This window comes from Staphylococcus sp. 231237_7MaSpsaltlick (assembly GCF_043107035.1).
Genome location: NZ_JBICNX010000037.1, coordinates 1 through 26,834, shown reverse-complemented (window position 1 = coordinate 26,834; position 26,834 = coordinate 1). Strand labels below are relative to the sequence as shown.

At 30.3% G+C, this 26,834-nt stretch carries 24 protein-coding genes and 14 tRNA genes; 5 read left to right on the top strand and 33 right to left on the bottom strand.

Annotated elements, in window-relative coordinates; all coding sequences use genetic code 11:
• Window positions 1-434: 434 nt before the first annotated feature.
• Window positions 435-1,286: a formyltetrahydrofolate deformylase gene (gene purU / locus ACF91D_RS28035; protein ID WP_107528095.1), complete on the top strand. Its 852-nt coding sequence runs from the start codon at window positions 435-437 to the stop codon at window positions 1,284-1,286.
• 586 nt (window positions 1,287-1,872) lie between these two features.
• Here purU and ACF91D_RS28030 read toward each other — a convergent pair.
• The 4 genes from ACF91D_RS28030 to ACF91D_RS28015 all read right to left on the bottom strand — a co-directional run bounded on the left by ACF91D_RS28030 (window position 1,873) and on the right by ACF91D_RS28015 (window position 8,445).
• The gene (locus tag ACF91D_RS28030) at window positions 1,873-4,518 is read right to left on the bottom strand and encodes a CDP-glycerol glycerophosphotransferase family protein (protein ID WP_182475625.1); all 2,646 of its coding nucleotides are present in this window, start codon (window positions 4,516-4,518) and stop codon (window positions 1,873-1,875) included.
• Between the two features lie 986 nt (window positions 4,519-5,504).
• A complete protein-coding gene (locus ACF91D_RS28025; RefSeq protein WP_042740018.1) occupies window positions 5,505-5,900 on the bottom strand; it encodes a replication initiator protein A in 396 nt (131 codons plus the stop codon).
• A 63-nt stretch (window positions 5,901-5,963) separates the two neighbouring features.
• Window positions 5,964-6,893, bottom strand: a complete 930-nt coding sequence (locus ACF91D_RS28020) for a proline dehydrogenase family protein (protein ID WP_119624624.1) — start codon at window positions 6,891-6,893, stop codon at window positions 5,964-5,966.
• Window positions 6,894-7,587: 694 nt separating this feature from the next.
• Entirely contained in the window at window positions 7,588-8,445 is an 858-nt protein-coding gene (locus ACF91D_RS28015; RefSeq protein ID WP_107528059.1) for a hypothetical protein, read from the bottom strand.
• A gap of 178 nt (window positions 8,446-8,623) precedes the next feature.
• On the opposite strand from ACF91D_RS28015, the gene ACF91D_RS28010 reads away from it, so the two are divergent.
• Both ACF91D_RS28010 and ACF91D_RS28005 read left to right on the top strand, forming a co-directional pair.
• Entirely contained in the window at window positions 8,624-8,932 is a 309-nt protein-coding gene (locus ACF91D_RS28010) for a hypothetical protein (protein WP_107589524.1), read from the top strand.
• Between the two features lie 157 nt (window positions 8,933-9,089).
• On the top strand, window positions 9,090-9,890 hold the full coding sequence (locus ACF91D_RS28005) for an ABC transporter permease (protein WP_107513468.1): 801 nt from the start codon (window positions 9,090-9,092) through the stop codon (window positions 9,888-9,890).
• 132 nt (window positions 9,891-10,022) lie between these two features.
• Here ACF91D_RS28005 and ACF91D_RS28000 read toward each other — a convergent pair whose 3' ends face one another.
• Window positions 10,023-10,430: a sporulation protein gene (locus ACF91D_RS28000; RefSeq protein ID WP_107589523.1), complete on the bottom strand. Its 408-nt coding sequence runs from the start codon at window positions 10,428-10,430 to the stop codon at window positions 10,023-10,025.
• A gap of 214 nt (window positions 10,431-10,644) precedes the next feature.
• Window positions 10,645-11,937 carry a dicarboxylate/amino acid:cation symporter gene (locus tag ACF91D_RS27995; protein ID WP_392438106.1) on the bottom strand — a complete coding sequence of 431 codons (1,293 nt, stop codon included), beginning with the start codon at window positions 11,935-11,937 and terminating at the stop codon, window positions 10,645-10,647.
• A 317-nt stretch (window positions 11,938-12,254) separates the two neighbouring features.
• On the opposite strand from ACF91D_RS27995, the gene ACF91D_RS27990 reads away from it, so the two are divergent.
• Window positions 12,255-12,470 (top strand): hypothetical protein, encoded by a 216-nt coding sequence (locus tag ACF91D_RS27990; protein ID WP_042740013.1) that lies wholly within the window; start codon window positions 12,255-12,257, stop codon window positions 12,468-12,470.
• 180 nt (window positions 12,471-12,650) lie between these two features.
• On the opposite strand, the gene ACF91D_RS27985 is transcribed toward ACF91D_RS27990, so the two are convergent.
• Both ACF91D_RS27985 and ACF91D_RS27980 read right to left on the bottom strand, forming a co-directional pair.
• The gene (locus ACF91D_RS27985; RefSeq protein WP_042740012.1) at window positions 12,651-13,274 is read right to left on the bottom strand and encodes a response regulator; all 624 of its coding nucleotides are present in this window, start codon (window positions 13,272-13,274) and stop codon (window positions 12,651-12,653) included.
• A gap of 2 nt (window positions 13,275-13,276) precedes the next feature.
• Window positions 13,277-14,404 (bottom strand): GAF domain-containing sensor histidine kinase, encoded by a 1,128-nt coding sequence (locus ACF91D_RS27980; RefSeq protein ID WP_107527617.1) that lies wholly within the window; start codon window positions 14,402-14,404, stop codon window positions 13,277-13,279.
• A 170-nt stretch (window positions 14,405-14,574) separates the two neighbouring features.
• Between ACF91D_RS27980 and ACF91D_RS27975 the strand changes: the two genes are divergently transcribed.
• Window positions 14,575-15,402 (top strand): RluA family pseudouridine synthase, encoded by an 828-nt coding sequence (locus ACF91D_RS27975; protein WP_042740010.1) that lies wholly within the window; start codon window positions 14,575-14,577, stop codon window positions 15,400-15,402.
• A 227-nt stretch (window positions 15,403-15,629) separates the two neighbouring features.
• Here the strand turns inward: ACF91D_RS27975 and fumC are convergent, their stop codons facing one another.
• The 25 genes from fumC to ACF91D_RS27850 all read right to left on the bottom strand — a co-directional run bounded on the left by fumC (window position 15,630) and on the right by ACF91D_RS27850 (window position 26,825).
• Window positions 15,630-17,015 (bottom strand): class II fumarate hydratase, encoded by a 1,386-nt coding sequence (gene fumC, locus ACF91D_RS27970; RefSeq protein WP_042740009.1) that lies wholly within the window; start codon window positions 17,013-17,015, stop codon window positions 15,630-15,632.
• Window positions 17,016-17,214: 199 nt separating this feature from the next.
• Complete coding sequence (locus ACF91D_RS27965) at window positions 17,215-17,628, bottom strand: hypothetical protein (protein WP_107527616.1); 414 nt, start codon at window positions 17,626-17,628, stop codon at window positions 17,215-17,217.
• Window positions 17,629-17,805: 177 nt separating this feature from the next.
• The gene (locus tag ACF91D_RS27960; protein WP_107527615.1) at window positions 17,806-17,994 is read right to left on the bottom strand and encodes an SAS053 family DNA gyrase inhibitor; all 189 of its coding nucleotides are present in this window, start codon (window positions 17,992-17,994) and stop codon (window positions 17,806-17,808) included.
• A 21-nt stretch (window positions 17,995-18,015) separates the two neighbouring features.
• Window positions 18,016-18,615 (bottom strand): sugar phosphate isomerase family, encoded by a 600-nt coding sequence (locus ACF91D_RS27955; RefSeq protein WP_042740006.1) that lies wholly within the window; start codon window positions 18,613-18,615, stop codon window positions 18,016-18,018.
• 179 nt (window positions 18,616-18,794) lie between these two features.
• A complete protein-coding gene (trmL, locus tag ACF91D_RS27950; protein ID WP_107527614.1) occupies window positions 18,795-19,265 on the bottom strand; it encodes a tRNA (uridine(34)/cytosine(34)/5-carboxymethylaminomethyluridine(34)-2'-O)-methyltransferase TrmL in 471 nt (156 codons plus the stop codon).
• Between the two features lie 4 nt (window positions 19,266-19,269).
• Entirely contained in the window at window positions 19,270-20,397 is a 1,128-nt protein-coding gene (gene queG / locus ACF91D_RS27945) for a tRNA epoxyqueuosine(34) reductase QueG (protein WP_107527613.1), read from the bottom strand.
• Window positions 20,398-20,552: 155 nt separating this feature from the next.
• Window positions 20,553-21,275: an amino acid ABC transporter ATP-binding protein gene (locus ACF91D_RS27940; RefSeq protein ID WP_107589521.1), complete on the bottom strand. Its 723-nt coding sequence runs from the start codon at window positions 21,273-21,275 to the stop codon at window positions 20,553-20,555.
• The gene (locus ACF91D_RS27935) at window positions 21,268-22,731 is read right to left on the bottom strand and encodes an ABC transporter substrate-binding protein/permease (RefSeq protein WP_107527726.1); all 1,464 of its coding nucleotides are present in this window, start codon (window positions 22,729-22,731) and stop codon (window positions 21,268-21,270) included. The genes ACF91D_RS27940 and ACF91D_RS27935 overlap by 8 nt, the downstream gene beginning before the upstream one ends.
• Window positions 22,732-22,899: 168 nt before the next feature.
• Window positions 22,900-23,964 carry a PTS sugar transporter subunit IIC gene (locus ACF91D_RS27930; protein WP_042740040.1) on the bottom strand — a complete coding sequence of 355 codons (1,065 nt, stop codon included), beginning with the start codon at window positions 23,962-23,964 and terminating at the stop codon, window positions 22,900-22,902.
• 214 nt (window positions 23,965-24,178) lie between these two features.
• On the bottom strand, window positions 24,179-24,496 hold the full coding sequence (locus ACF91D_RS27925; RefSeq protein WP_107527727.1) for a hypothetical protein: 318 nt from the start codon (window positions 24,494-24,496) through the stop codon (window positions 24,179-24,181).
• 198 nt (window positions 24,497-24,694) lie between these two features.
• Window positions 24,695-24,778: transfer RNA gene (locus ACF91D_RS27920), tRNA-Leu, on the bottom strand.
• A gap of 230 nt (window positions 24,779-25,008) precedes the next feature.
• Entirely contained in the window at window positions 25,009-25,395 is a 387-nt protein-coding gene (panD, locus tag ACF91D_RS27915) for an aspartate 1-decarboxylase (RefSeq protein WP_042740060.1), read from the bottom strand.
• 318 nt (window positions 25,396-25,713) lie between these two features.
• Window positions 25,714-25,788: transfer RNA gene (locus ACF91D_RS27910), tRNA-Gly, on the bottom strand.
• A 15-nt stretch (window positions 25,789-25,803) separates the two neighbouring features.
• Window positions 25,804-25,878: transfer RNA gene (locus ACF91D_RS27905), tRNA-Gly, on the bottom strand.
• Window positions 25,879-25,893: 15 nt separating this feature from the next.
• Window positions 25,894-25,968: transfer RNA gene (locus ACF91D_RS27900), tRNA-Gly, on the bottom strand.
• A gap of 7 nt (window positions 25,969-25,975) precedes the next feature.
• Window positions 25,976-26,049 (bottom strand) — tRNA-Cys (locus tag ACF91D_RS27895).
• Between the two features lie 8 nt (window positions 26,050-26,057).
• A tRNA-Gln gene (locus ACF91D_RS27890) sits at window positions 26,058-26,129 on the bottom strand.
• Between the two features lie 14 nt (window positions 26,130-26,143).
• Window positions 26,144-26,216: transfer RNA gene (locus tag ACF91D_RS27885), tRNA-His, on the bottom strand.
• A 2-nt stretch (window positions 26,217-26,218) separates the two neighbouring features.
• A tRNA-Trp gene (locus ACF91D_RS27880) sits at window positions 26,219-26,292 on the bottom strand.
• Between the two features lie 12 nt (window positions 26,293-26,304).
• A tRNA-Tyr gene (locus tag ACF91D_RS27875) sits at window positions 26,305-26,388 on the bottom strand.
• Window positions 26,389-26,394: 6 nt separating this feature from the next.
• Window positions 26,395-26,470: transfer RNA gene (locus ACF91D_RS27870), tRNA-Thr, on the bottom strand.
• A 13-nt stretch (window positions 26,471-26,483) separates the two neighbouring features.
• A tRNA-Phe gene (locus tag ACF91D_RS27865) sits at window positions 26,484-26,556 on the bottom strand.
• 4 nt (window positions 26,557-26,560) lie between these two features.
• Window positions 26,561-26,636 (bottom strand) — tRNA-Asp (locus tag ACF91D_RS27860).
• Window positions 26,637-26,648: 12 nt separating this feature from the next.
• A tRNA-Met gene (locus ACF91D_RS27855) sits at window positions 26,649-26,722 on the bottom strand.
• 10 nt (window positions 26,723-26,732) lie between these two features.
• Window positions 26,733-26,825 (bottom strand) — tRNA-Ser (locus ACF91D_RS27850).
• Between the last annotated feature and the right edge of the window lie 9 nt (window positions 26,826-26,834).

Sequence of the window (26,834 nt, the reverse complement as noted above, 5' to 3'; positions counted from 1 at the left end):
ATCCATTACTTTAATCTACCTTTCATAAAAGAATATTTTATCCGGACACAAGAAATTGCAAAAATACACGCTTCTTGAAACACAAATTACATCTTAATATAAATTTTAATAAAATAAAAGAGTGAAATGAAATTTTCATTGTTTTTAATTATTGGCGAAATTATCAAAATAATCAATCTTATTCCCAATATTGCCTTAACAAGCGACAACAGGCATTGTGAAAGCGTATTAATTCATTATGTAACATCTCATTCTGATTACTTTTTACTTTTTTGAAGTAAAAAGACCATAATTATTATAGCCTAATTCACTACGTCTCGTACAGTCAAAAATTAATTTCTTATAAAATTGCAAAATACAATTATATTGATTTACTTTATTCAGAATCTTCATTATAATTTGAATTACTTTTAAAATTTGAGGTGTCCATATAAATGAAAGATAAATACATATTATTAGCAACTTGTTCAGATAAAGTCGGCATTACGTCACTCATTACCAACATTATTGCTAAACATAATTCAAATATTTTACACCTTGATCATTTTACAGAATATGATAGTGATCAAGATTCAGAAGGTAAATTATATTTAAGATTTGAGTTTGAAAAGGTTGATACATTGAAACACGCCTTAGAACAAGAGTTGCAAGACAATAATATCGAATTTGAATTATTTGATAATAGTAAAAAAACAAAAATTGCATTATTTGTTTCTAAAGAAGACCATGCTTTTAACGAAGTATTATTAAGAGTACAGCGTGGTGAAATTCCTGCCGAAATCGTTTGTGTTGTAAGTAACCATGAAAATAATAAGCATTTTGCTGATGCTTTCAATATTCCTTTCTTCCATGTACCAAGCACACAACCTAAGGAAGAAGTTGAACAAAAAATCTTAGATATTTGTGCGCAACATGAAGTAGAATTAATCATTTTAGCAAAATACATGCAAATATTAACAGATAACTTTGTTAGTCACTATCCAAATCAAATTATAAATATTCACCACTCATTCTTACCTTCGTTTATCGGGGCAAATCCTTATAAACAAGCTTGGGAACGTGGTGTAAAACTTGTTGGTGCTACAAGCCATTATGTTACTTCTGATTTAGATGAAGGGCCAATAATTGATCAAGATGTTACACGAATTAACCACAGATATAATGTTAAAGATTTACGTAAAATTGGCCGTCATGTAGAATCACGTGTCTTAGCTCAAGCTGTTGAGTTACATGTACAACATAAAGTCATTGTCACTGAAGGCAACAAAACAATTGTATTTGCTTAAATCTACATTCGAACAATATTAAATATAACACAACTGTTTAATTATGCATTTCACTATTCATTAATTGGAATAAATACATGAGTTGTGACACTGTTTTATAATAAATTGTCTATCTCGCTAGATATTAATATCAATGTCTGGCGAGGTCTTTTTTTATTTAAATTGAATCTCGACATTAAAAATATTGCCAACTAAATGATTTAAAGCGCATTCTTTTTAGTAATAATATTGTTTTAGTTAAAATTAATATTTAACTATTTGAAAAACCCTGATAATATAAAAAAATTTTCTAAGTTTAACCACTATCATATTATTGTAAAGCTGTATATTCTTTGATACATATATGCATAATTATCCATACAATTTTATATTACTTGTTATTGATCACTTTCAATATATTTGTTTTTTTATACGTATTCCTCCCCTTTAACTCGCTTTTTTTCTAATTAAGAAGATTTTAACGACCATTTATACTTAAAAAATTTCGTTTATTTTCTATTATGTATTAAACGATTTGAAATATAAAAACCAACCCACTCGATTGCTTTAAGTAGGCTGGTTTAAATTCGTTCTGTCTTATCCTATATCAATGTGTATTATTGAAATTAGCTTCTGTTTCTGATTCTAAGCGTTGTAATATATTTTCATAAATTCTTAAATTATTACTTTGGTCAATATTTGTAAAGATAGATTGCTTATTAACCGGTTTAACATCATTTGTTCCTTCAACATATGATTTAATTAAAGTCACCAAACTTTTCTCATCATTTACAATATCTCCAAGGAATGTTTCATGAATCGGTCTTAGAATTCCTTTTCTAAAGAAACGTTTAACGTCGAAATGATAGAATATTACTGGTTTATTCATATAAGTAAAGTCAAAGCTCACACTGCTATAGTCGGTAATTAACAAGTCATGTTCAATTAACAATGATTGTACCGTACGTTCACCCAACTCTACATATTTCACTCTAATATGGTTATTCGTTAAGAATAATTTGAAATAATGCTGCGCTCTATAATGTGGATAAAAATTAATCTCTATATTGTTATTTTCAATTAATTGATTTAGCTCTCTATTTTTTGTTAAATTCAAATATCTCTCTAAATATTCACTATTTTCAAAGGCAATATCACTATTCAACCAGTCTCTCCATGTCGGCATAATTAATACCTTTTTAATTTGTTGATTATCTTCGTTAATTGGTAGTTCATCAAATCTCGACAATCCTGTCACATATACGTTTTGTGGAGCGTATCCCATTTGATTAACTACAACGTCTTGCTTCTCACTTTCACTACTTACATTAAACATATCAAATGGCAAATCATAAAATGCTTTATGATATTCAACATTTTTACGACCTAACACACCATGCTGTAAAAATACTTTCAATGTATGCTCATAACCATAAAAACCTTTCGCAGGCTTATATGGAAGTACATTTTCTAAATCGTGTGTTGAGATTAATACCTTTGCTTTATTTGCAATTTCAAAGTGTTTCAACGAACCAAACTCTAAAACATTATCATAATCTTTTATTTTTGAATAATCTGCTGATTCCGTATCTATTACATAATAAGCGTCAATATTCGTATATTGCTGCAACCATTTAAAGAACACAATGCCATTATCTTGAGCAGTATCAAATCTTTCAGAAATCAACCAAGTATTATTATCTTTTTTAGCGGCATTCATAACATTCATTTGTTCTTTTGTAATAGAAAATCTCTCTAATTTTATATTTTTGAATGGCGTAATTGTGCTTAAATAAAATACCCGTTCATTTATTGAATCAAATACATGTTGCGAGAAAAATGCATCCTTCTTATAATTAACGGTTCTATATCGTATTTTTTCTTTTCTTACAATTGTGTCCTCTTCTTTTATATTAATAAATAAGTCCACAACAGTTTTTGATTTTGATACTATTTGATCTATTGCTTCATAATCTAATTTTAGTTCAGTCTCACCAACATCAATTTGATATTCAACATAATCATTCGTGTATCTATCTTCAAATGATAGCGTAAATGTACAATGTGAATATAAATCATCCGCTTTAATGAAGAAATTTATTTTATCATTTTTAATATAGTTTATTCCATTTTTGAAAAAAGGCTTCCTATATAATACTTCAATGCCTCTTTTAGAATAGAATTCCATAATATAATACTGATTGTTAATACTAATATTTGATTGATAAACGGCCCTATCAGCATATTGTTCGCGTATGCTATAAATTACACTTCGTTCCGTATCTCCATCAATTTCAATACCTTCAATATATAGTTTCTTTTTAGATGCATTTTCAGTCAATGTCTCAAAAGGTATTTTCGCTGTTAGATGATCATCAAATGTTCTTACCGGATAAGTTTCAATTGTATGATTTTCATTATTCATTAAAACTAAATTTTCGAATTTGATTATCGGTTCTGTTTCAGTTTTATTAATTTTAACTATATAGCCGGTCTTGTTAGGCGCCTCGTTAATAACAATATTAGAAACGTTCAATATTTTGTGATACACATAGAATTGTCTATCATTTATTTGAATATGATAGTGATATAAATTAAACTCATATTCATCATTAAATTTAACCCTATAGGCAACGTCATCTTTGATTAAAAATACTCGATCAAATTCTTGCATAACAAGTGATTCGATATTCTCAATTGGAATTGTAAATTGAGCGTCACCAATCTGTTTTATATCAATTAAAATATTATCTGATTCTTTTACCAACAGTAATTGGTTGAAATTAATATTTTTGCTCGTATTAAAAATCAAATTGGAACCTTCAATATATGCTCTACTTTTAACATTTTTATTTAAAAATAGTTGAGATTCATTGACCTTTTTAATAAACATATCTTTGCCCGTTTTAAATTTACACAGTACGTTATCTAAAGAAAGGTATAACTCATTTTCTACAGTATTCTTAACCCATAACTTTTCATTGTTATAATATAAATTCAATTTCAAAAAAGGCTCATATTCTTGAAATACTAAATCCGCTTTATCCACTTCCATTACTAAATGATTGAGTTTAGCTTTTCGAAATTTAGCAGCAGTCTTTTTATTTTGAACTCTTAGCTCAAAACCTGATTCCTTAGGTAAGATGAAATTTTTATATTTAAAAACAATTTCAATCTTATGACCTTTATCATATAGATCTATACAATCAAACTTTTTAATTAATAAGTTCTTTACGTTATATAGTATCCCCATTAACATCTCTCCTATTCATATTTAATAATTTAAATATCGTAGTTGCAAAGAGACATAATTTTAATTATCTATATTTCACTTTTATAACTTCCCAGTTACTTCGATGTATAACATGTTTATTCCCGTTATTAAAAGAATTTATATAATATTTTGGTATGAATTAAAATATTCCCTAATTTCAACACAACTAAAATAAAATGTAATATAAAATCATTTTTCAGGACTTTCATCAAAATTCAAAGTTTTATATCTATCAAAATTATATCATTCAAAAATTTATCAAAAACATATATTTTCATATGTGGAAAATGACACTAAAACATATTATCACTATCTCAAATTATTTCCAATACATTTTTTTGTTTTTATAAATGTATACGATGAATATAACGTTTTCATTCAAATGTTCTCTATTAAATATTAATTAAAATAATCATATTTACTAAAACAAATATAATATTCTTTATTTGTCGAAAGAGCATATAGTACTTCTATGATGTATAAAAATTGGTTTTTATTATTTTTGACCATATTTACTTGTCCACTATCGTTTCGGTAAAGCTAGTTAAAGAAACTAACCCTTAATTGTTTTTTAATATCCTATAATATGCCTATTATTTATGTTCCATATGTTACACAAGCATAGTTTGTCTTCTATACTATTTCATAAGAGTGTCAGACTTTACAGAATCTAAAATTTTAACGGTTTATGGAGATTAAGACCAAAAAAAGCACTCAGATGAATGAATTATCTGAGTGCTTTTTATTAAAGTTTTCGTATTATTGGCTCGCTTTTCTAGGGGGAGCTTCAGTCTCTAGTCTTTTATCTTGTCCCCTCAGGAGTCACGCCACAATACGATCTAAAAATGATAATTTCACTTTAAGATGCATTAAAAAATAAGACCCTTTCATATAATTTAATAAACACTACGTTACTAAATTATCAGTACTGCTTATTTTTAACATGCATTGATAAGTCAATAATACTAATTTGAATGAACTAACATTTTTTCATAATTATTATGCTCTAATTGCGAACATTTACATTTTTTTAAATATAGTAGGTTTTCTTTGTGATGCTCACTAAGTACTTCACATAATAAATTATATGACTTTAATTCTTGCTTTAATTGCTCAAACTCTACTTTTGACCAGTGAAATAGTGCTTCAGCTTCTGCTATAGACATGTGGGTGTAGTATTGGTTTTTATTATTTTTAAGCCCTTTTTGAATACTTACTTTTAATCTATCATGTAAAAAAATATATAATTTAAAAGCATTGGTACTCATATTAATGTAATAGTCCGTATACATTAATATTTTTGGTGCTAAACAATAATCTAAGTTATTAGTGTCATTATCCGTATAATATATATTTGACATGGTTTACACCACTTTCTTTAATTTATGAAAAACTATCCAATAATTTCCTCGTAAAAGCCAACGCTAAAGTCTTCCCTTTAACCAAAATTTGCTGAGCGATTGTTTTATTATTAAATTAATGTTTTGTGGCCTTTCAGCCAATCTCCTCATAAAATAACCGTACCAGTCCTTGCCATATGGCATATATACACATACTTGGTAACCTTGTTGTGCCAATTGTTGTTGCAGATTTGTTCTAAATCCATAAAGCATTTGAAATTCAAAATTCGATTTTGAAATTCCATTTCGTTCAATATATCGAATCAATTTAGTTATTAACTCATAATCATGCGTAGCGATTGAGGTAAATTTCCCCTCTTGTAGATGTGATTTGCATAATTCTAAATAATTAATATCAATCTCCTTAGATGTTTGATATGCAACCTTTTCGGTTTCTTTATATGCACCTTTAACAATTCTTAGTCTTAAATGCTTATGTTCACGTTGATCCTTTTTTGCTCTTAGTAGAGAGGCTTGAATTACTGTTCCAAAATTATTAAAAACTTGCTCACAGTCATCAATTATTTGCCAACTTGATTGAATATGACCATAATCTTCCATATCAATATTTATAAAAATATGTGCTTCATTGGCTTTTGCTAAAATGTGCATTAAATTTTGTTTGCAAATTTCTGAATTAATATCTAAACCAATTTGTGTTAACTTTAAAGATATATGAGCATTTAAATTTTGCTCATTTATTCTTTCTATAACTTTAATTATGCGATAAGTGGCATTGTAAGCTTCTGCCTCTGAATAGACAAATTCACCTAGATTATCAACAGTTACCGATATATTTTGTTTATTTAAGCGCACAATATTCATTTCTAATTCATCTAAAGTAGTGCCAGCAATAAAAGATTTAACTCCTATTTTTGGTCCCATTTTAGTTGCTAATTTATTTATATTACTATTTTGCGATAATGAAAAGAGACAAGATTTAATAACTGTCATAGAACTACCTCCCTTAATCTTTGAAACAGGTATCTTTTTACTATAAAAAGCTATTAATAAAGATTTTATCTTTATTGAATACATCATATATTAAAAATATGTAAAAATAAAATTTGTGTGAATATACATTACATAAATTGTAATATTTTTTGACATAAGTGATTCTTAAATAAATGAACGTAACATTTCCTCACATTGTAATTTATTGTGTTGATAAGGTTTTTACATCACCTGACCATTTTAAATCATTGATTTACATCCATTTATCTTGCCCAAGTTACAAATTTAAATTATATCGTTAATTTTTACTCAACAGAACGTAATTTTCATTGTTATTAAAATTATGAGTACTTTAACATTTCTTACTCAAGACCGTTTTACAATCTTAGAAAATTTATTTTTGTGGAACAAAAGTATGGGATTTCAACACTTGCTTCGAATTAGTTCTCAGTATTGGATGTGTATCGATACTTTGGTTCGACTTAGCACTTGGTAAGCGTGCTATTCAATACAAAGTCTAATAAAAAAAGCCAGTAAATGAGTTAATATAAACTCACTTACTGACAAGTTCTCTAGTAGCTTTATTACAAAAACATGTTAAATACTAATATTTCGCTAATACTTTGATCAAAATTATTGGTATCTAGTCTATTTCCTTTTTGTAATTATATTTAACGTTAATATATACCTACTATTAATTACTAGCAGTTGTGTCACCTGTTGTTAGACCATCTGTTTTCCTAATGTTTAAGACCCTATTTTGGTCCGCTTCATCCTCTTTACCATATTTTACTTTATATACAGAGCCATCATCTTTAACCGAACCTACATTAATATTAATATTTCTAAATCCTAACACTCTTTTTGCAACAGCTTTTGCTTCTGATTCATTTTTAACACCATCACTAAAATCTACTTGATTATCTGTTGCCTTAATATTTTCAATACCTTTAATTTTATTATTTTCGACATATACTTTGATCATAAAATCATTTTGCTTATTGTCGTCAAATGTATATATACCGGAATTATCTATATTAGTAGCTTGACCGTGGTAACTAATAAATGATTGGATCGTTGTATCTTTAGGAATTACAAAAATATGTCCAACTTTATTATCTTTATATGAAACACCTAAATTTCCGTATTTCAATACATTTTGATCATTTATTCTACCTATTTTTTCACCCTTACCATATTTCGCTACAATTGATTTTTTACTTGCGCCTATTTCAAAGCCTTTATATCCTTTTACATGATTATGATTCATATAATTATCATGAAAATCTTGAGAAAGTACATCAATTTTTGGTGATGCTACTTTACTCTTTTGAGTATGATGCTTAGTATCTTCATTATTATGATTTAAACTACCTGCTACAAACCGGTATGCGCCAAATAAAATGCCAATTACAATCAGAAAAAAACAAAGACTTGCAATAATAATCATTACTAATTTAGTTATGGAATTACTGTTTTTCGAATGTCTTTGCTCTTCATAATTATATTGTCCTTTATTACTAAATTCATTACGAATATGTTGTTTTTTCACACTTTATGCCCCTTCACTTTTTATATAATAATCATATTATAATCTTACACTTTAATAGGAACAACCTTTGAACGTCTTTATATTTTTATAAATAAATGACGTAATATATATTATTTTTACATTGCCTTACTTACATAATAAATTATAATGTTGAATAAAGAATGGAGTTGATTAAGTGATGATGACGAATAAACCGATTATTTCAATCTATGTAGCACTTCAAATTTTTACGACACAAGCTATTCCTGGAGAATTAATTTTATATTCGGATCATATTAAGTTTAAAGCTTCTGGAATGGTTAAAGGTAATGAAGTTAAAGATACATTCTTGTTGAGTGAAATTAATAAAATACAACTACAAAGAGGCATTATTTTACATAAATTGGTTATTATAGATAACGAAAATGATGTATGGCGCTTTAAACAAATAAATAAATCAGATGCACAGCACTTTATTACTCAATATAAAAAGTTAACGACTAATTAATTTAATCACTATAAGTTTAACCTTTTATTTATAAATACACTTAGTTTATAAGATGCTAATTTCTATTTAAATGGTTAACTAAATGAACTCTGATTTCAATTATTGAATTTTTATAATATAATTGTTTATGAAGTTAAACGAAAGTGAGTTTTTATCAATGAATGCAGTTTGGACTGTTTTTAAAGAACATTTTCAAAATGTCTACTTAATAAAAAGATTAGCAGAATTTCAATTACGTATATCTAATCACAGTAATTATTTAGGCATTGCTTGGGAACTGATAAATCCGGCTATGCAAATCGCTGTATATTGGTTTGTCTTTGGCTTAGGCTTTAGAAGTAATCGCCTCATGGAAGGCGTGCCGTTTATTTATTGGCTAATAGTTGGTATTAGTATGTGGTTCTTTGTAAATCAAGGTGTATTGGAAGGAACGAAAGCAATTGCTTCAAAGTTCAATCATGTTGCTAAAATGAATTTTCCTATTTCAATCATACCTAGTTATATCGTAGTCAGTCGATTTTATGGACATCTTGGGTTACTAATATTGGTAATGATGATATGTTTCTTTGGAGGTTATCACCCCAGTATTTATACATTACAGTTATTACTCTATGTTCCATTTTCTTTATTATTGACTATGTCAATTGCATTAGTTACATCTACTTTAGGAGTACTTATTAGAGATACTCAAATGGTTATGCAGTCTCTGATGCGAATAATTTTCTTTGTATCGTCTATATTATACTTACCTAATAATGTAATTGTTGAAAAGGTAATGCAATTTAATCCTATTTACTTTTTAGCTGAAGGCTATAGAGCTGCTGTACTACACCATGAATGGTACTTTCTGACTCATTGGCATATCGCTATTTACAATGTAGTGTTAGTACTTATTTTGTTTATTGTAGGATCATTATTGCACATGCGTTATAGAGACCATTTTGCTGATTTTATGTAAGTGTTTTTGCTCAAGGTATCAACCTATCACAAATTACGATATATAAAAATTTATACTAAAACAACTAAACACAAAATAGCGACTTAATTCATTTACTGGATTAAGCCGCTTTTTCTATTTTTTTAAACTGAACTAACGATATACAACTTTTATTTCATCTTCATCATAATTATCTATTGAACTCACAAGATAGACATGTGTTTTTAACACTAATTTTTTAGGACGATGTTTTAAATCATTAGTATTTACTTTAAAGGTGAATGATTGCTTATAGTTTTCCTTTTCACCTATTTTAATTAACTCTTTAATTTCAAACCGTTCAACCTCATTTTCTAAAATTTGAAAATCACTCGTAGTATCGCTATTCTCTATTTTCTCAATTAAAGTCAGTTCAATTTTATCAATCACTTCTTCAGTTGACCCTCCTTTAATATATATTGTTCCAGTTAATTGGCCATGTATATTAAATTTATCCCCTTTTACTTTAGTATCAACCTTTAAGTTACTAACGCCAAAAGAACTTAATAATTTTTCAAACATCGTACATCACCTCACTTTACGCTACCCACTTATATCTCTGTTTAATCAAGGTAGATTTCGACGTGAATTGCTTAATTTTAAAAAAAACAGACTATGATATTTTAACAACATAGTCTGTTTAAAGTTTGTTTCATAGTTAGCTTTGCTGTTGTTCTTGGCTAACATTTTAAAACACTTTCAATTGTTAACTTAATTTGCTATTAGCAAAAGTACATTATGGTTTAGCAGCGCCTTTTACTTTAGCTATTTTCTTTTCTTCAGAGTTAGATACGATTAACGCACAAGCTGCATCCCCAGTTATATTTACTGATGTACGTGTCATATCAAGCAATCTGTCGATACCTAATATTATACCAATAGCTGCAGGGTTTAAATCGACTGCGTTTAATACCATCGCTAACATAATTAAACCAACCCCTGGTACACCGGCTGTACCAATTGATGCCACTACTGCCACAATAACAACAGTAATTAATTGTCCGAATGTTAAATTGGCACCTGAAATTTGTGCAATAAATATTGTTGCGACCCCTTGCATAATTGCGGTACCATCCATGTTGATTGTAGCTCCAAGTGGTTGTACAAATGAAGCGATTTCTGGTCTAACTCCCATCTTTTTCGTACAATTCATGGAAACTGGTAAGGCAGCATTCGAACTTGAAGCACTAAATCCAAGTGTAATAGCAGGTATAAAACCTTTAAAAAACTTGGCAGGACTATACTTTCCAAGGAATTTTACCGCTGCACCATAAACGACAAAGAAATGAATTGCTAATGCTAACAACACGATAAAGAAATACATGCCGAGTTGTTGAATTGCACCGAAACCTGCACCAGTGAATGCATGAGCAACCAAACCAAACGTCCCAATTGGGGCAAATAAATTCATAATCATTGTAATTATAAACATCAAGACTTCATTTGTCTGATCAAATAGCCGGTAAACCGCATCAGCTTTAGAACCTACCATAATTATTCCTATACCTATAAATATCGCAAAAGTTATAATTTGCAACATATTTCCATCAGTCATGGCCTGAATTGGATTTTTTGGAAACAGATTAATTAATGTTTGATCAAAAGTTTGCTTCGCTGGTGAATCTTGTGCTTCATTTTGCTTATTTAATGTTTGTTGATAACTTGAAACATCATCACTCTTCAATAATTCTGATTTCCCTGCTCCTGGTTTAAATATAAGTGCAAGTGCGATACCAATAATAATTGCAAGCGCAGTTGTGGTTAAAAAGAATGTTATAGTCTTTAATCCAATACCACCTAATAACTTTGGATCCCCTACTCCAACTACACCTAATACAATAGAAACAAATACGACTGGGACAACTAACATAAATATTAAATTCAAGAAGATTTGTCCAATAACATTAAAAAAGTACTTATCAATATTAGTTACAAATGCTGAACCTTCAAACATATTAAAAATTGATCCTGCAGTGATACCTAATACCAAAGCAATAACAATCCTTAATGAAAGATTTTTTGTTTTCATAGCAACATCCCCTTTGCTTTATTACTCTTCATTATATAGTAAATATACACAAATTAAAGTATTTTTTCATAAAAATAAAAAAATAAAATTGCATGTTGCTATTTTTCATTTACTAACACTATAAGTTAAAAATTAAAACTAACATCATGCTATAATATCCATTCCTATTACCATCAATGTTTGAACAGCATGATAGAATTCAGTATATTATTCCACAAAAAATAATAGTAATTATATACTATTTTCAAATTTTCAAATGCAATATGTTTTGCAAAGTTATATAATCTTAATTATAAAATTAAGAGGAAGTAACTAATATGGGATTAACATTGATGATTTTAGCATTTTTACTATTTTGTTTAGTTATTGCGATTATTGTATTATTATCAATATTTAACTTAACTAATTTAGGTAAAAATTTTGCAATTATTGCACTTATAATTTTAATGATTTCGATTATTTTTCTATATGAAAAAGGGTCTAGTATCAGAAAAACTGAAATTGATCCTCTAGAATATAGTGAAAAATTTTAAGCATTAATATTTTTATTTATCTCATTTCCTTACTAATAAGTAATTGGAAACTAAATCGAATAACCAACAAAAAGTAGTAATCCGTATAAACATTGATGGATTACTACTTTTTCGCTTTCACTTACTGAATATTATTTTTTATAAAATATAGAACAACTTTTAACAAGTATAATTTGTACTTTAAATCAAATTATTTTGCATTGCATAAATGGCAGCCTGTGTTCGGTCTCCTACTTCTAATTTACTAAATATATGACTGACATGTGTTTTTACAGTCTTTTCTGAAACAAATAAGGTTTCTGCAATTTCCTTATTTGTTTTACCTTTAACCATTTCCTTCAACACTTCTGACTCTCTGTTTGATAACTTATTTGTAAAATGTGGTTTTTTCCTTACTGATTCAATAACACTCTGTGCTTGAGGATGAATTATTTTTTCTCCAGCTATAACACTTTTAATCGTTTCAATTAGCTGTTTTGGTTCTACATCTTTCATTTCATATCCATCTGCGCCTTTATCGATTGCTGAAATTACATGTTCATCATCTACATAACTCGTCAATACCAGAATTTTAACTTCTGGATATTGTTGTTTCATAATTTCGGTAATTTCAATACCATTCATTTCAGGCATTACCAGATCTAACAACACTAGATCGGGTAATTCATTTTCCTCCAGATACTTAAAAAATGTATTTCCATCAGAAAATCCACCAATTACTTCTATATCTTCAACTGTAGACAGTAAAAATTCTAATCCTTGTCTTACAATGTGATGATCATCTACTAATATTATACGGTACATGTCTAACTTCCTTTCACATTCGTCAAAGGAACATTGATTTCTATCGTAGTTCCTACTTTGGGTTCAGAAATAATATTTAATTTGCCATCAATTACTTTGGCCCTCTGTCTCATATTACTTATTCCATGAGACTGGTATATATTTGTGGCTTGTACATCGAAGCCACAACCATTATCTTTCACTGTTACAACAATATAATCGCCTTGTTGATTTAGTATTAATTCTACAATGTTAGACTTACTATGCTTTTGAGTATTGTTTATTGCTTCTTGAATAATTCTATATAAATTTTCTTCAATCATATTAGGTAAATTAATTAAACCATCAACATGGACCTGTAAATCAATTTGTAATATATCACTATAATTTTTCAACGCGTTAATTAATCCATGTTCTAATCCAACTGGTTTTAATTGCCAAATTAATGCCCGCATCTCATTAACAGCTTGTTGACTCGTTTCTTCTATAACTTTAAAAGCTTGTTTTGAAACAGATTCTTGACTCATTTCATTGGCTGCATGTGCTGTTAACTTTACTGAGAATAACATTTGATTTACCGAATCGTGTAAATCTCTTGCTAATCTATTACGTTCACTCACTCTAGCCGCTTCTTTTTCTTGATCTGTCAATAGTATACGCTTAATTGCAGAACCAATTTGAAAAGCTACAGATTCTAATAATTCCAAGTCTTCCTCACTATAATGACTTGTATGTGGTGTTGCAACATTTAATAATCCAAATAATTCTTCACCTGATCTTAAAGGCACTGTAGCATGATGTGTAATACCATTGGTTTCTTCATGGTATGCATGATTTGCAAGATTAATTCTTGAGCAATTTATAATATTTGAAGCCTTAGTTAAGCGCTTATTATGATAAGCTTTTACACACCAACATGAACCTTCCTTCATATATTTACAATTATGTTTGGATAATGCTCCCGGTAATTCAATATCTGAAACTAATTCATGTTGTCCTGATTCATCAATAAAGAAAATCCATCCAGTAGTAAAATCACTACCATTTATTAGTGACTTTAGCGCACCATTTAGCATCGTATACGTTTCAGTTTCTTCATTTAAAAACTCTGCAATTTCCTTTAATAATGCCAATCTCGTTGGTTTTTCCATTTAACCATTCCTCTTTTTACGAAATCACTTATATTACCTATTTTATGCTATGACTTGAAATTTACACAAGCATAGCGTTTAAATTAATAGATTTTGAGAAATTGAAAAGAACAATATTTTTAAATAGTCGTATGTGGTATGATTATTAGTGATAAATTGAGGAGGATACTATGAAATTTGAAATCCCAAGTAAATATAATGCATTAACATTAAGAGAAATATTCCAAAGTTTGCATTTACCGAAAAAAGATTTGCATAATTTAAATATGTCAAAAGAAATAACACTAAATGGTGAAGCAGCAACCTTAATGACTAAGGTACAAACTGGTGATATCGCTTATATTCCTACACCAGAAGAAAAGAGTAATTACGTACCTAGTTATCGCTTTGCTCAAATCTATTTTGAGGATGATGATATTGCAATTGTTATGAAACCTAAAGGTGTTAAAACACATCCAAATGATTTAAAAGAAAGTAACACATTGATGAATCATGTTATTTATACTATCAAAAGTGACTATGTAGAGCCTATACATAGATTGGACCAAGAAACAGTAGGATTATTAATTGTTGCTAAAAATCCATTAATGAAGAAAATTCTTGATCGCATGTTGGAAGAAAATGAGATTAATCGTATTTATAAAGCAAATGTTCACAGTCTATTACCAATTAAGCCACAAACGATAGATAAACCTATTGGTAAAGATAAATTTCATTCAAATCGACGTCGTGTTTCACCAACTGGGCAACGTGCTATCACACATATCTTAAGCTCTAAAATGGTTAAAGAAGGTGTTTGTGAATTAGAATTAAAACTAGATACCGGGAGAACACACCAAATTCGTGTTCATCTTGCTGAAATTGGTCATCCAGTAATCGGCGATCCATTATATGGTGACTCTACTTTGAGACAATTACAACTAAATAGTTACAAAATTGAATTTACACATCCACTTACACAAGAACAAATTTCTATTAGCTTAGATGATGAATTATAATTGATTTATTACCTATAAAAATTCAAATATTACTGTGTAGAATAAATTTTCAAACATTAATAATCGACAATTTCTATTAACACACTATAGAAATTGTCGATTATTTTTGTACAAAAAATTTAGAGCAAATCCAAATTTTCGGATTTGCTCTATTATTCATCGATACTTATTTATGTTCTTACTTTAAGTTAGTATAGTTGTAGCTTAATTTACTCTATATAATGTTATTATTTTGGTTCAACCATATCTTCAGGTTTTATCCATGCTTCAAATTGTTCTTCTGTTACATAGCCAGATTGAATTGCTGATTCTTTTAACGTTAAACCTTCTCTATGTGCCTTTTTAGCAATCTTCGCAGCATTTTCATAACCAATATGAGGATTTAATGCTGTAACTAACATTAATGATTGATTTAAATAATTATCAATATTTTCTGCGATAGGTTCAATACCAATAGCACAATTATCATTAAATGTTTGCATACCATCAGCTAATAAATAAATTGATTGTAATGTGTTGTGTAAGATGACTGGTTTGTAGACATTTAATTCAAAGTTCCCTTGTGAACTAGCAATACCTACTGCAGTATCGTTACCCATAACTTGTACAGATACCATTGTTAACATTTCACATTGTGTTGGGTTCACTTTACCAGGCATAATTGATGAACCTGGTTCATTTTCTGGAATCGAAATTTCTGCTAAACCAGCTCTTGGACCTGATGCTAACCATCTAACATCATTAGCAATTTTCATTAAGTCTGTTGCTAAAGCTTTTAATGAACCATGCAATTGTACAACTTCATCATGAGCAGTTAACGCATGGAATTTATTTTCAGATGATACAAAAGGATAGCCTGTATTTTCAGAAATGAATTTAGCAACTTTATCACCAAACTCAGGGTGTGCATTGATCCCTGTGCCAACCGCTGTACCACCAATTGCCAGATTTAAAATATGAGCTTTTGACTCACTTAACAATGTTTCACATTTATCTAACATATAACGCCATCCACTAATTTCTTGTCCTAATCTAATAGGTGTAGCGTCTTGTAAATGTGTGCGTCCAATTTTAATAATGTCATTAAATTTTTCTTCTTTTTCTTTAAATGTGTTGCGTAAATTATTTAAAGCGGGTTCTAATTTAGTTTCAACTTCATTATACAATGCGACATGCATTGCAGTTGGAAATGTATCATTAGAGCTTTGTGATTTATTCACATCATCATTTGGGTGAATTGTTTCATCGCTACCATTCTCTTTTAAATAAGCATTAGCCACAAAACTTACAACTTCATTGACGTTCATATTGCTTTGTGTACCACTTCCCGTTTGCCATACAACAAGAGGGAAATGTTCATCTAATTCCTTGTTTAAAATACGATCGCAGGCATGTACGATTGCATCTTTTTTAGCATCAGAAATTTTTCCTAATTCGTGATTTGCTAAAGCAGCACCTCTTTTAAGTTGTGCAAATCCGTATACGACTTCAATAGGCATTTGCTCTTTACCTACTGGAAAATTACGTTTACTTCTTTCTGTTTGTGCACCCCAGTATTTATCTGCAGGTACTTCAATTTCACCAAATGTATCATGTTCAATTCTTACTGACATTACAAATTCTCCCCTTTATCTTTACTATGTTCAATTGTAGTATATCATTATTTAATTTACTGGGGCAATCGTATTATATAGCGTTTTCATAAACTTTTAATTTGCCTTTAATCATTAATATAATTCTAGATTTCACTGTAAAAAAAAGCGCTATTTACATTTGAATATGTAAATAACGCCGTTTATTTATTCGCTATCTTTAATCTTTAACTATTTGTATATCTTTAAAATGCGCTTTTGCAGCTTGAATAACACCAATCGCAGTAAGAATTAATAAAATTGCACCTATAATCATCGTTGCTGGACTAATCAAGACTAATATGCCTAATATCCCATCTAAACTGTTATAAAATGAACCCAGCGGTTTAAATAAAACCACAGTGACTAAAATACAACATATCACACTAATAATGACTCCAGTTTGATTACTTTTCACAAAGGTTGAAGCATTTACTTGATCAACTAATCCCTTAGATAAATTAATTTGTAACTTTATTATTTTGAATAATATTGGTAAATATAGTGCGCCTATTGCCATAGGAAACCCTTTAATTGAAATTAAACTTATAATGGCTGCACTAATCATAAAAACTTTCCAATACTTACTTAACATAGGTACGTATCTCCTTATAATAAATCGAATTGCTCTAATCATAACATATTCAAATTTAACATTGCATAACTTTTTTAGAAATGAACGAGGTCATAGCCAACATATAAAAATCCTACCAACATAAAAGTTAGTAGGATTTAGTTCATTTTATTAACAAAATATCAGTTAAACTAGTAATTAATGAGCATCATCAGATAAATCTGAACGCACCTTTGAATCATGAGATTGATTTAACTTCTCTTCATCATTTTGTTCAGATATTTGTTCCATTTCTTTTCCTAATTCAACAATATCTTCGTAATCATCAACCATTTCATTATCTGCTTGATGTTCTAGATTTTTTGAAAATTTATTTTTGTCGGTCATTTCCATCACCCATTTATACTTTTAAGCAAAACGTGCAGTAAAGTAGTGTCTAACATCCTCAGGTAGACCTTGAGCTGCCGCTTCATCTAGAACGACATTTACCATTCTATGTGCTTTTAAATCTGAAGGCTCGAAACTTGTTTTACCATTTTCTTCATATAATTTATGCACTAATTCTTGCTTTTCACTACCTGTTATTACTAAAATAATTTCACGTGCAGAGAATAAACCTTGTCTAACACTAATATCTAAATTACCATTTGTATCAATAGATAATACTTGTGTGATAAGTTTACCTTTGTTTTCTTTCGTTTTAATTTTGTCACCAATAAATGATTCTGTATCCTCATTAAAAGATACTTCATAAATTTGACCTTCTGGTACGCCTAAAGCTTCATAAAATGATTTATTGTTGTCATAATCTAAAATATTAATTTGACTAAAATCAACTGCATGTTTATCTACATTCTTTTTCAATTCATCTAATACTGGTGAATTATCTTTAGAAAGGTGTACACCTGCAATTGTTGTAGGATTGTTGTTAAATTGCTTTCTTAAAATATCTGCTGTATATTCAGCTACAATGTTTTCATTTTTTAAAATTTTAAAATTCATTGCCATAGTAATTACACTCCTCTTATTCTATTCAGACACGTTCTAGCATTATTTTTTATTACCCTTGTTGTTACAGTCATAAACAACCTTGAATACCTTCAAAAAATTTCATTTATAAAAATTTTCAAAGTCTTACGTCTATTATACAAATGTCGAGCAATATTTTCATTCATTTACTAAAATTATTAAATTAAATCAGGAAAATTTTGTTGTCTTAATGCTTCGTAGATTAATAATGAAGCTGTATTAGATAAATTTAATGATCTAATATTGTCATTCATTGGAATACGCAACGCCGTTTCATGGTATTCTTCCTTAACCCAATCGGGCAAACCAGTTGTTTCTCTTCCAAAAATAAAGAAATGATCTTTTTCAATATCAGTAAAGTCAAAATCAGAATACGTCTTCTTGCCAAACTTTGTTATTAAATAGTATGTACCTTCTGTTGCCTCAAAAAATGCCTCAATACTTTCATGATAAGTAATGTTGACTGAATCCCAATAATCAAGCCCTGCACGCTTTAGCATTTTATCGTCCGTACTAAATCCCAATGGCTTAATTAAGTGTAAGTTTGTGTATGTACCAGCACAAGTTCTTGCAATACTCCCTGTATTACCTGGTATTTCTGGTTGAAATAATACAATATGATTTGTCATTCCGTTATTCGCTCCTCATTTCCAGTCCTTTTATCATTTCTTGTTGGACTTCTTCAATTTCTTTGTCATAATGTGCTTCTATAAATGGTCTAGCTAGTTCTCCTTGTATTTGGCCAATCGCCCAATATGCCGTTGCACGAATCATTGGTCTTGGATCCTCAAGCGCAACATCCTGTAATTCAGGTATAGCAGACTCTTCCTTAAAATGTGCTAATGCAATAATTGCATTTCTTTGTATTGGTTTTTTACCTCTCCATGCTCCAGCTAGATGTCCATAAGTATTTTTAAATTCTTTATTACTCATTTTCAATAATGGTACAAGTCTAGGCTTTAATATTTCTGGTTCTAGCACAATATCATCATGCTGTGTATTAATGCCTCTATTTCTAGGACAAACTTGTTGGCACGTATCACAACCATATAAGCGATTACCTATCTTATAACGATATTCATCCTTCAAATAACCTTTTGTTTGAGTCAAAAAGCTGATACATTTTTGACTATTCAGCTGCCCGTCTCCTACAAGTGCACCAGTAGGACATCGATCAACACATAGCGTACATTCGCCACAACTGTCTAGCAGTGGATCGTCAGGTTCAAATGGAATACTAACTAACATTTCTCCTAAATAAGTCCAAGTACCCAAATCAGGATTAATAACAAAGCCGTTTCGACCAACGTAACCTAACCCTGCTCTTTCTGCAACTGCTCTATCAGATAAGACACCCGTATCAACCATTGATTTGATTTCTACATCTTTCACTCTTGACTGCAAATATTCCGATAATTTATCTAACCTATTACGCATAATAGAATGGTAATCTTGACCCCAAGATGCGCGTGCAAACATACCTCTTCGATCTCCTCGAACACTTTTTGGAGCACCTTTTAATTTATTTGGATATCCAACAGCAATCGCAATGATAGATCTTGCAGTAGGTAACGTTAACTTTGGTTCTGTTCTTAAATTAATATCTGATTCTTCAAACCCAGATGCATAACCTTTAGCATGGTAATCTACAAGCTTTTGTTTCAATTCATCAAAAGGATCTGCCGTCGTAAATCCTATACTATCTATACCTATTGAATGTGCATAGTCAATAACATCTTGCTTTAATTGCTTTAAATCGATTTTTTACACCCCACATCAAAACATACATCCTACATTTTAACATAATCGTATCAAATTGAACGTCTATAAATCTCACTTTATTAAAATTTATAATAAAAAAATAGTTAATACTTGGTCTAGAATTAAACCTGTGTATTAACTACTTTTTATTTAACTTATAGAACACGCGCTAAAAAGTTTTTAGTTCGTTCGTGCTGCTGATTTTCAAATATTTCATGTGGATTACCTGATTCAACGATGACACCATCGGCCATAAAGACTACTTTATCACTGACATCTCTTGCAAAGTTCATCTCATGTGTTACAACAACCATAGTCATGCCTTCTTTTGCTAGATCTTTCATAACCTTCAACACATCACCAACTACTTCTGGATCGAGTGCTGATGTTGGTTCATCAAATAATAATACTTCTGGATTCATTGCCAACGCTCTTGCAATAGCTACTCTTTGTTTCTGTCCACCTGACAATTGTGCTGGATAAGCATCCGCTTTATCTTCTAATCCAACTTTTTTCAATAATGCTTGTGCCTCCTGTTTCAAATTGGCCTGTGAACCTTTTTTTAATAAACTAGGTGCTAAAATGATATTATCTATGACCTTCTTATGTGGAAATAAATTAAAGTTTTGAAACACCATACCCATTTGTTGTCTTAATTTTTCTAATTCTGTATGTTTACTATTTAATTTATTATCTTTAAAAAGTACATCTCCACTCGTTGGTGTCTCTAATAAATTCATACAACGTAACAAAGTACTTTTACCACTACCAGAGGGACCAATAATCGCTACAACTTCACCTTTATCTATTGTTAAATCAATACCTTTTAATACTTCGTTTTTTCCAAAAGATTTATATAAGTTTTTAATATTAATCACTGACTTTCAATCTCCCTTCGAAGAAATACATTACTCTAGATAACGTAAACGTAAGTATAAAGTATAAGATAGCTGCTACAATTAAAGGTGTGAAAGGATCGAATGATGCACCTTGAACTACTTGTGCGTTAAACATAATCTCACTAACACCAATTACTGATACAATTGATGATTCTTTAATAACAGTTACAAATTCGTTACCTAATGCAGGTAATATATTCTTTATCGCTTGAGGTAAAATAACGGACTTCATTGTTTGACCGTAACTAAGCCCTAAACTACGTGCTGCTTCAGTTTGTCCCTTATCAACTGCATTGATACCTGCTCTAATAATTTCTGCAATATAAGCTGAACAGTTAATCACTAGCGCAATCATCCCACAAATTAAAGCTGAAATATCTAAGCCTAATACTGCAGTAGTACCAAAATACACTAAAAATACTTGTACTAATAAAGGTGTACCTCTTAAAAATTCTATATACGCAGAAGCTAACCATCTTAATGGTTTCACTTTGCTCAATTTAAGCAACGCAATCATTGCTCCAAATACTGTACCTAACAACACACCTACAATTGATATTAATATTGTGTTTTTAATCCCTTTTAGGAAGAAACTACCATATTTTGTAATGAAGTTCCCATCATCTTTTTTCATAGCTTCTGCTGCTTTTTCTTTATAATCCGCAATTAATCCTTTATCTTTAACATCTTTTATTGAACTATTTAATTTATTCATTAATACTGGTGAATTTTTTGGAACTGCAATAGCTGTATTCTTCGTTCCTTCATTAAATTTGACTCCATCAGCAAATTGTAAATCATTATTCTGTTTCAAATAAGCTTCAGCTACTGGACCTTCGATTACCATACCATCAACTTTCCCACTTTTAAGTGACATGATAACTTCAGGTACTCTTGTTAATGATTGTACTTGCGCATTTTCAATTTCATTTTGAGCAATTGTTTCTTGCTGTGTTTGCTTTTGCACACCTATCTTTTTATTAGCAAAATCATCTATCGTTTTAAGATGATCAGCTTCTGACTTTTTAATAATCATCTTTTGAGTAACTGACATATAAGGATCAGAAAAATCCACTTCTTTCTTTCTCTCCGGTGTTGGTGTCATCCCAGAAATAATTAAATCAATTTTCCCTGTTTTGATAGCACCTAATAAACTATCAAATTGCATATTTACAATCTTTAATTTTAAATTATTATCTTTTGCTATTTTCTTTGCTAATTCTATATCAATTCCTGCATATTCACTTTTTCCATTTACATTATGTTCAAATTCATATGGCGCATAGTCTGCAGATAGCCCCACTCTTAATTCTCCACGCTTTTTAATTTTTTCCCAATGATCATCTTGTGCTGCTTGTGCCTCAGGATTTATGTAGGTAAAAATTGCGCTTACGAATACAACAAAGACTAACATAAGCTTCCCTAGTTGTTTCATATTCTAAACCCCTCTCTATATAATTTATTATTATACACATTAACGTAATATTATTCAATATTAATTTTTAATTAACGCTAACTACAGCCTATATAAAATAAAAATGAGTTAATATGCAATATTTGTGTATAAAAAAAGGTCTAATTTATTAAATTAGACCTTATAATACTAACTTTTAGGAATTTCAAATTTATATATTTCATCTGTATAGCTATGAATAAACTTTTTACATAATTCATGTACAAAGAATGCTGAAACAAAAGGAATTATTAAGTATCCAAAGATTAATAATACAATATTCATTGTTGGGTCTCCAGACATCCTATTAAAAGCATTTATCGGACCTACTAAACCAGTATATCCAAATCCTGCCGACATAGGTGTTCCTTTTATTCCAATAAAGTAAGCTACAATACCACCTATAACGCCGTTTATGATTAAAGGTATTGCAATGATTAAATGTTTAAAGTAAACAGGAATCATCATTTTTGCTGCTCCGATGATTAGTACTAAATTTACACCGGCAGCATTTACTCTCAATGATCCAAATAAAAACGTCACACATGCTGCTACAATACCCATATTTGCTGCTCCACTACCTAATCCAGATAAACCTATCGCAGTTGCAATAGCAACAACAGAAATTGGTGTAACCATTAATAATGAATAAGTAACACATATCAATATAGACATAATCAAAGGATTAAATTCAGTAAATGTACTAACAACATGGCCAATACCCTTTGTAACCTTTGAAACATAGCCTAATGTATAAAGTCCTACAACTCCACTAATTACAGGAATCAAAACTGGGAGTATCAACATCTCTAGTGATCCTAGTTTATTTTGTAAAATTAAATATAAAAAACACGCTACAATAACTACTAAAATCGTATTAATAATATCCCCTATACCATTTAAAACGAAACCATTTGAAGTAACTTTAACAGCACCACTACCTAACATTGCTGAAACACCTATCATAGCTGCTCCAGGACCATTAAATCGGAATTGATGTGCTGCCAAAATACCAATAATAAATGCCATAAAAGACTGTATTAATACAACGAGTTGATAAATACTTTCTAATAATTGATTACCTTCTTTAAAGAATTTAAGTAATTCACCTAATAAGGCATTTGGTATTAATGCAATAACAACACCAGTACCTACAGCCTGTAATATATTACTAAAAAACTGTTTTCCACTATGATTACTCGTTTGTTTTGACATATTTTTTCCCATCTAATATTCTTCCTCCAAATATAACAATAGACTTATAATATTATATTTTACATCAAACCACAATATTTACTTTTAAGATTAATTTAATGTGAAAAATCTAGCTATACAACAAATAAAATGCCGATCTACTTGAGTAGATCAGCATTATTTAAAATAGATTTCAATTGAAGTTAAAAGGATTTAAAAAAATCTCACTTCAACATTATATATTTAAATGATATAGTATCTTCGAAGATAATTGTGAGTCATCAACTAGTTGTTCATTAATTATATTGTTCTTTTTATTCGAAAGTTTAACAGAAATATAATCGCCCACATGCATACTTTCTTGCAAATCATCAGACACTTTTAGATGTTCAATAATATCTCCTTTGTCACTAACTAAATTACTAACAATGCCCTGATTATTTTCAACCTTACCATAATAGATTGTAGATTTATCATCAAGTAAGAATATAAATAACAACGCAATTATAAATATTAAGAAAAAATAACCGGTTATCATAGATGTTCTCATCATAAGTTGTCACCTGAAATTATTATATTAACTGAAGTTGTGATAAAAATAAATCAGACTAAAGCATTATAAAATAGCTCTTGTGTCCATAAAGTGACCAAAATATTTGAATTTTATATATAGTAAAGCAAAGTATAAAAAAAGAACCCCCTTTGTTAAGGGGTTCTCTATTACCGTTGATGGCTAATGTTAGCCTAGTTATACCGGCGGTCGGGGTCGAACCGACACTCCAATGAAGGAACGGGATTTTGAGTCCCGCGCGTCTGCCAATTCCGCCACGCCGGCCTGATATTATCAGGTAATTGGTATTGATACATCAAAATATAAAATGTATCAACTCGAAATAGCATAAATATATTATATTACGCTAAGCTTTTGTCGTCAATAGTAAACAAAACAAAATAGCGTAATAATAACACTTTTGATGTATTATTAACCATTATAACTTATTTTAGTGTCACCTTTTAACAAATTAAAAATCACACTTAAAAATTTACAAGTGTGATTCAAATAAATTATTCTAAAATAGTCTGATTTTCTTTTTCATGTAACATTTGAGTAATTTCATTATATTCATTTAAAACGGCTACTTTTGGTTCATGATGTTCAATTTCTTCTTCGTTTAACTGAGCATAAGTCATGATGATAACGACATCATCAACTTCAACTAATCGTGAAGCAGCACCATTTAAACAAATTTTTCCACTACCTCTTTCCCCTTCTATTACATAAGTTTCAAAGCGTGCCCCATTATTATTATTCACAATGGCTACTTTTTCATTAGCTAATATATCAACAGCATCAAGTATATCTTTATCGATAGTAATACTACCTACATAATTCAAATTAGATTCAGTTACTCGTGCACGGTGTATCTTTGAATTCATTAATGTTCTGATCATTATTTAATCTCTCCTATTTCATATTTCTTTTTCGTAGTTACAAGTATCGGCGACTATCATATAATACCACCAACATTTTCAACGAAACGTTGTCCAATGTCTTATTGAGTGCATTTAAATCGATCATAAATTAAGAGAAATTCCACAATAAAGTCATTAATTCCCATAAATTACCAATTCACAATCGTATAAAAACATCATTAAGGTAAAACAACACAAATACATAAATATTTCCATTCTCTAAATTTCAATATATATTTTCTAAACTATGTATACTTAAAAAAGGGTAAAAAAAAACTCCCATATCTGGAAGAAAAATGGAGCGGAAGATAGGACTTACACCTATACCTCGTTCCGGGAAGGAACGTGTTCTAAAAGTTGAACTACTCCCGCATGGGATTATAAATATGGAGCGGAAGGTAGGACTTACACCTACACCTCGTTCCGGGAAGGAACGTGTTCTAAAAGTTGAACTACTCCCGCATGGGATTATAAATATGGAGCGGAAGATAGGACTTACACCTATACCTCATTCCGGGAAGGAATGTGTTCTAAAAGTTGAACTACTCCCGCATATTCATGGAGGCGGCAACCGGATTTGAACCGGTGATAAAGGTTTTGCAGACCTCTGCCTTACCACTTGGCTATGCCGCCAATACTAACTGGGCTAGCTGGATTCGAACCAGCGCGTGACGGAGTCAAAGTCCGTTGCCTTACCGCTTGGCTATAGCCCATTAATAATATTAAGGGCGGCTGATGGGAATCGAACCCACGAGTGTCGGAACCACAATCCGATGCGTTAACCACTTCGCCACAGCCGCCATGGCAGGGACAGTAGGAATCGAACCCACATCAAAGGTTTTGGAGACCTCTATTCTACCGTTGAACTATGTCCCTATAAAATATAAATGGTGGAGGGGGGCAGATTCGAACTGCCGAACCCGAAGGAGCGGATTTACAGTCCGCCGCGTTTAGCCACTTCGCTACCCCTCCAAAAACTGGTGCCGGCCAGAGGACTTGAACCCCCAACCTACTGATTACAAGTCAGTTGCTCTACCAATTGAGCTAGGCCGGCTTGTATAATAAAATGGTTCAGGACAGAGTCGAACTGCCGACACATGGAGCTTCAATCCATTGCTCTACCAACTGAGCTACTGAACCATAATGGCGGTCCCGACGGGAATCGAACCCGCGATCTCCTGCGTGACAGGCAGGCGTGTTAACCGCTACACTACGGGACCAAAATGATAAAATTGCGGGAGGCGGATTTGAACCACCGACCTTCGGGTTATGAGCCCGACGAGCTACCGAACTGCTCCATCCCGCGTTAATATTAATGGCGGAGGAAGAGGGATTCGAACCCCCGCGAGCCGTTAAGCTCCTGTCGGTTTTCAAGACCGATCCCTTCAGCCAGACTTGGGTATTCCTCCAAAAATATT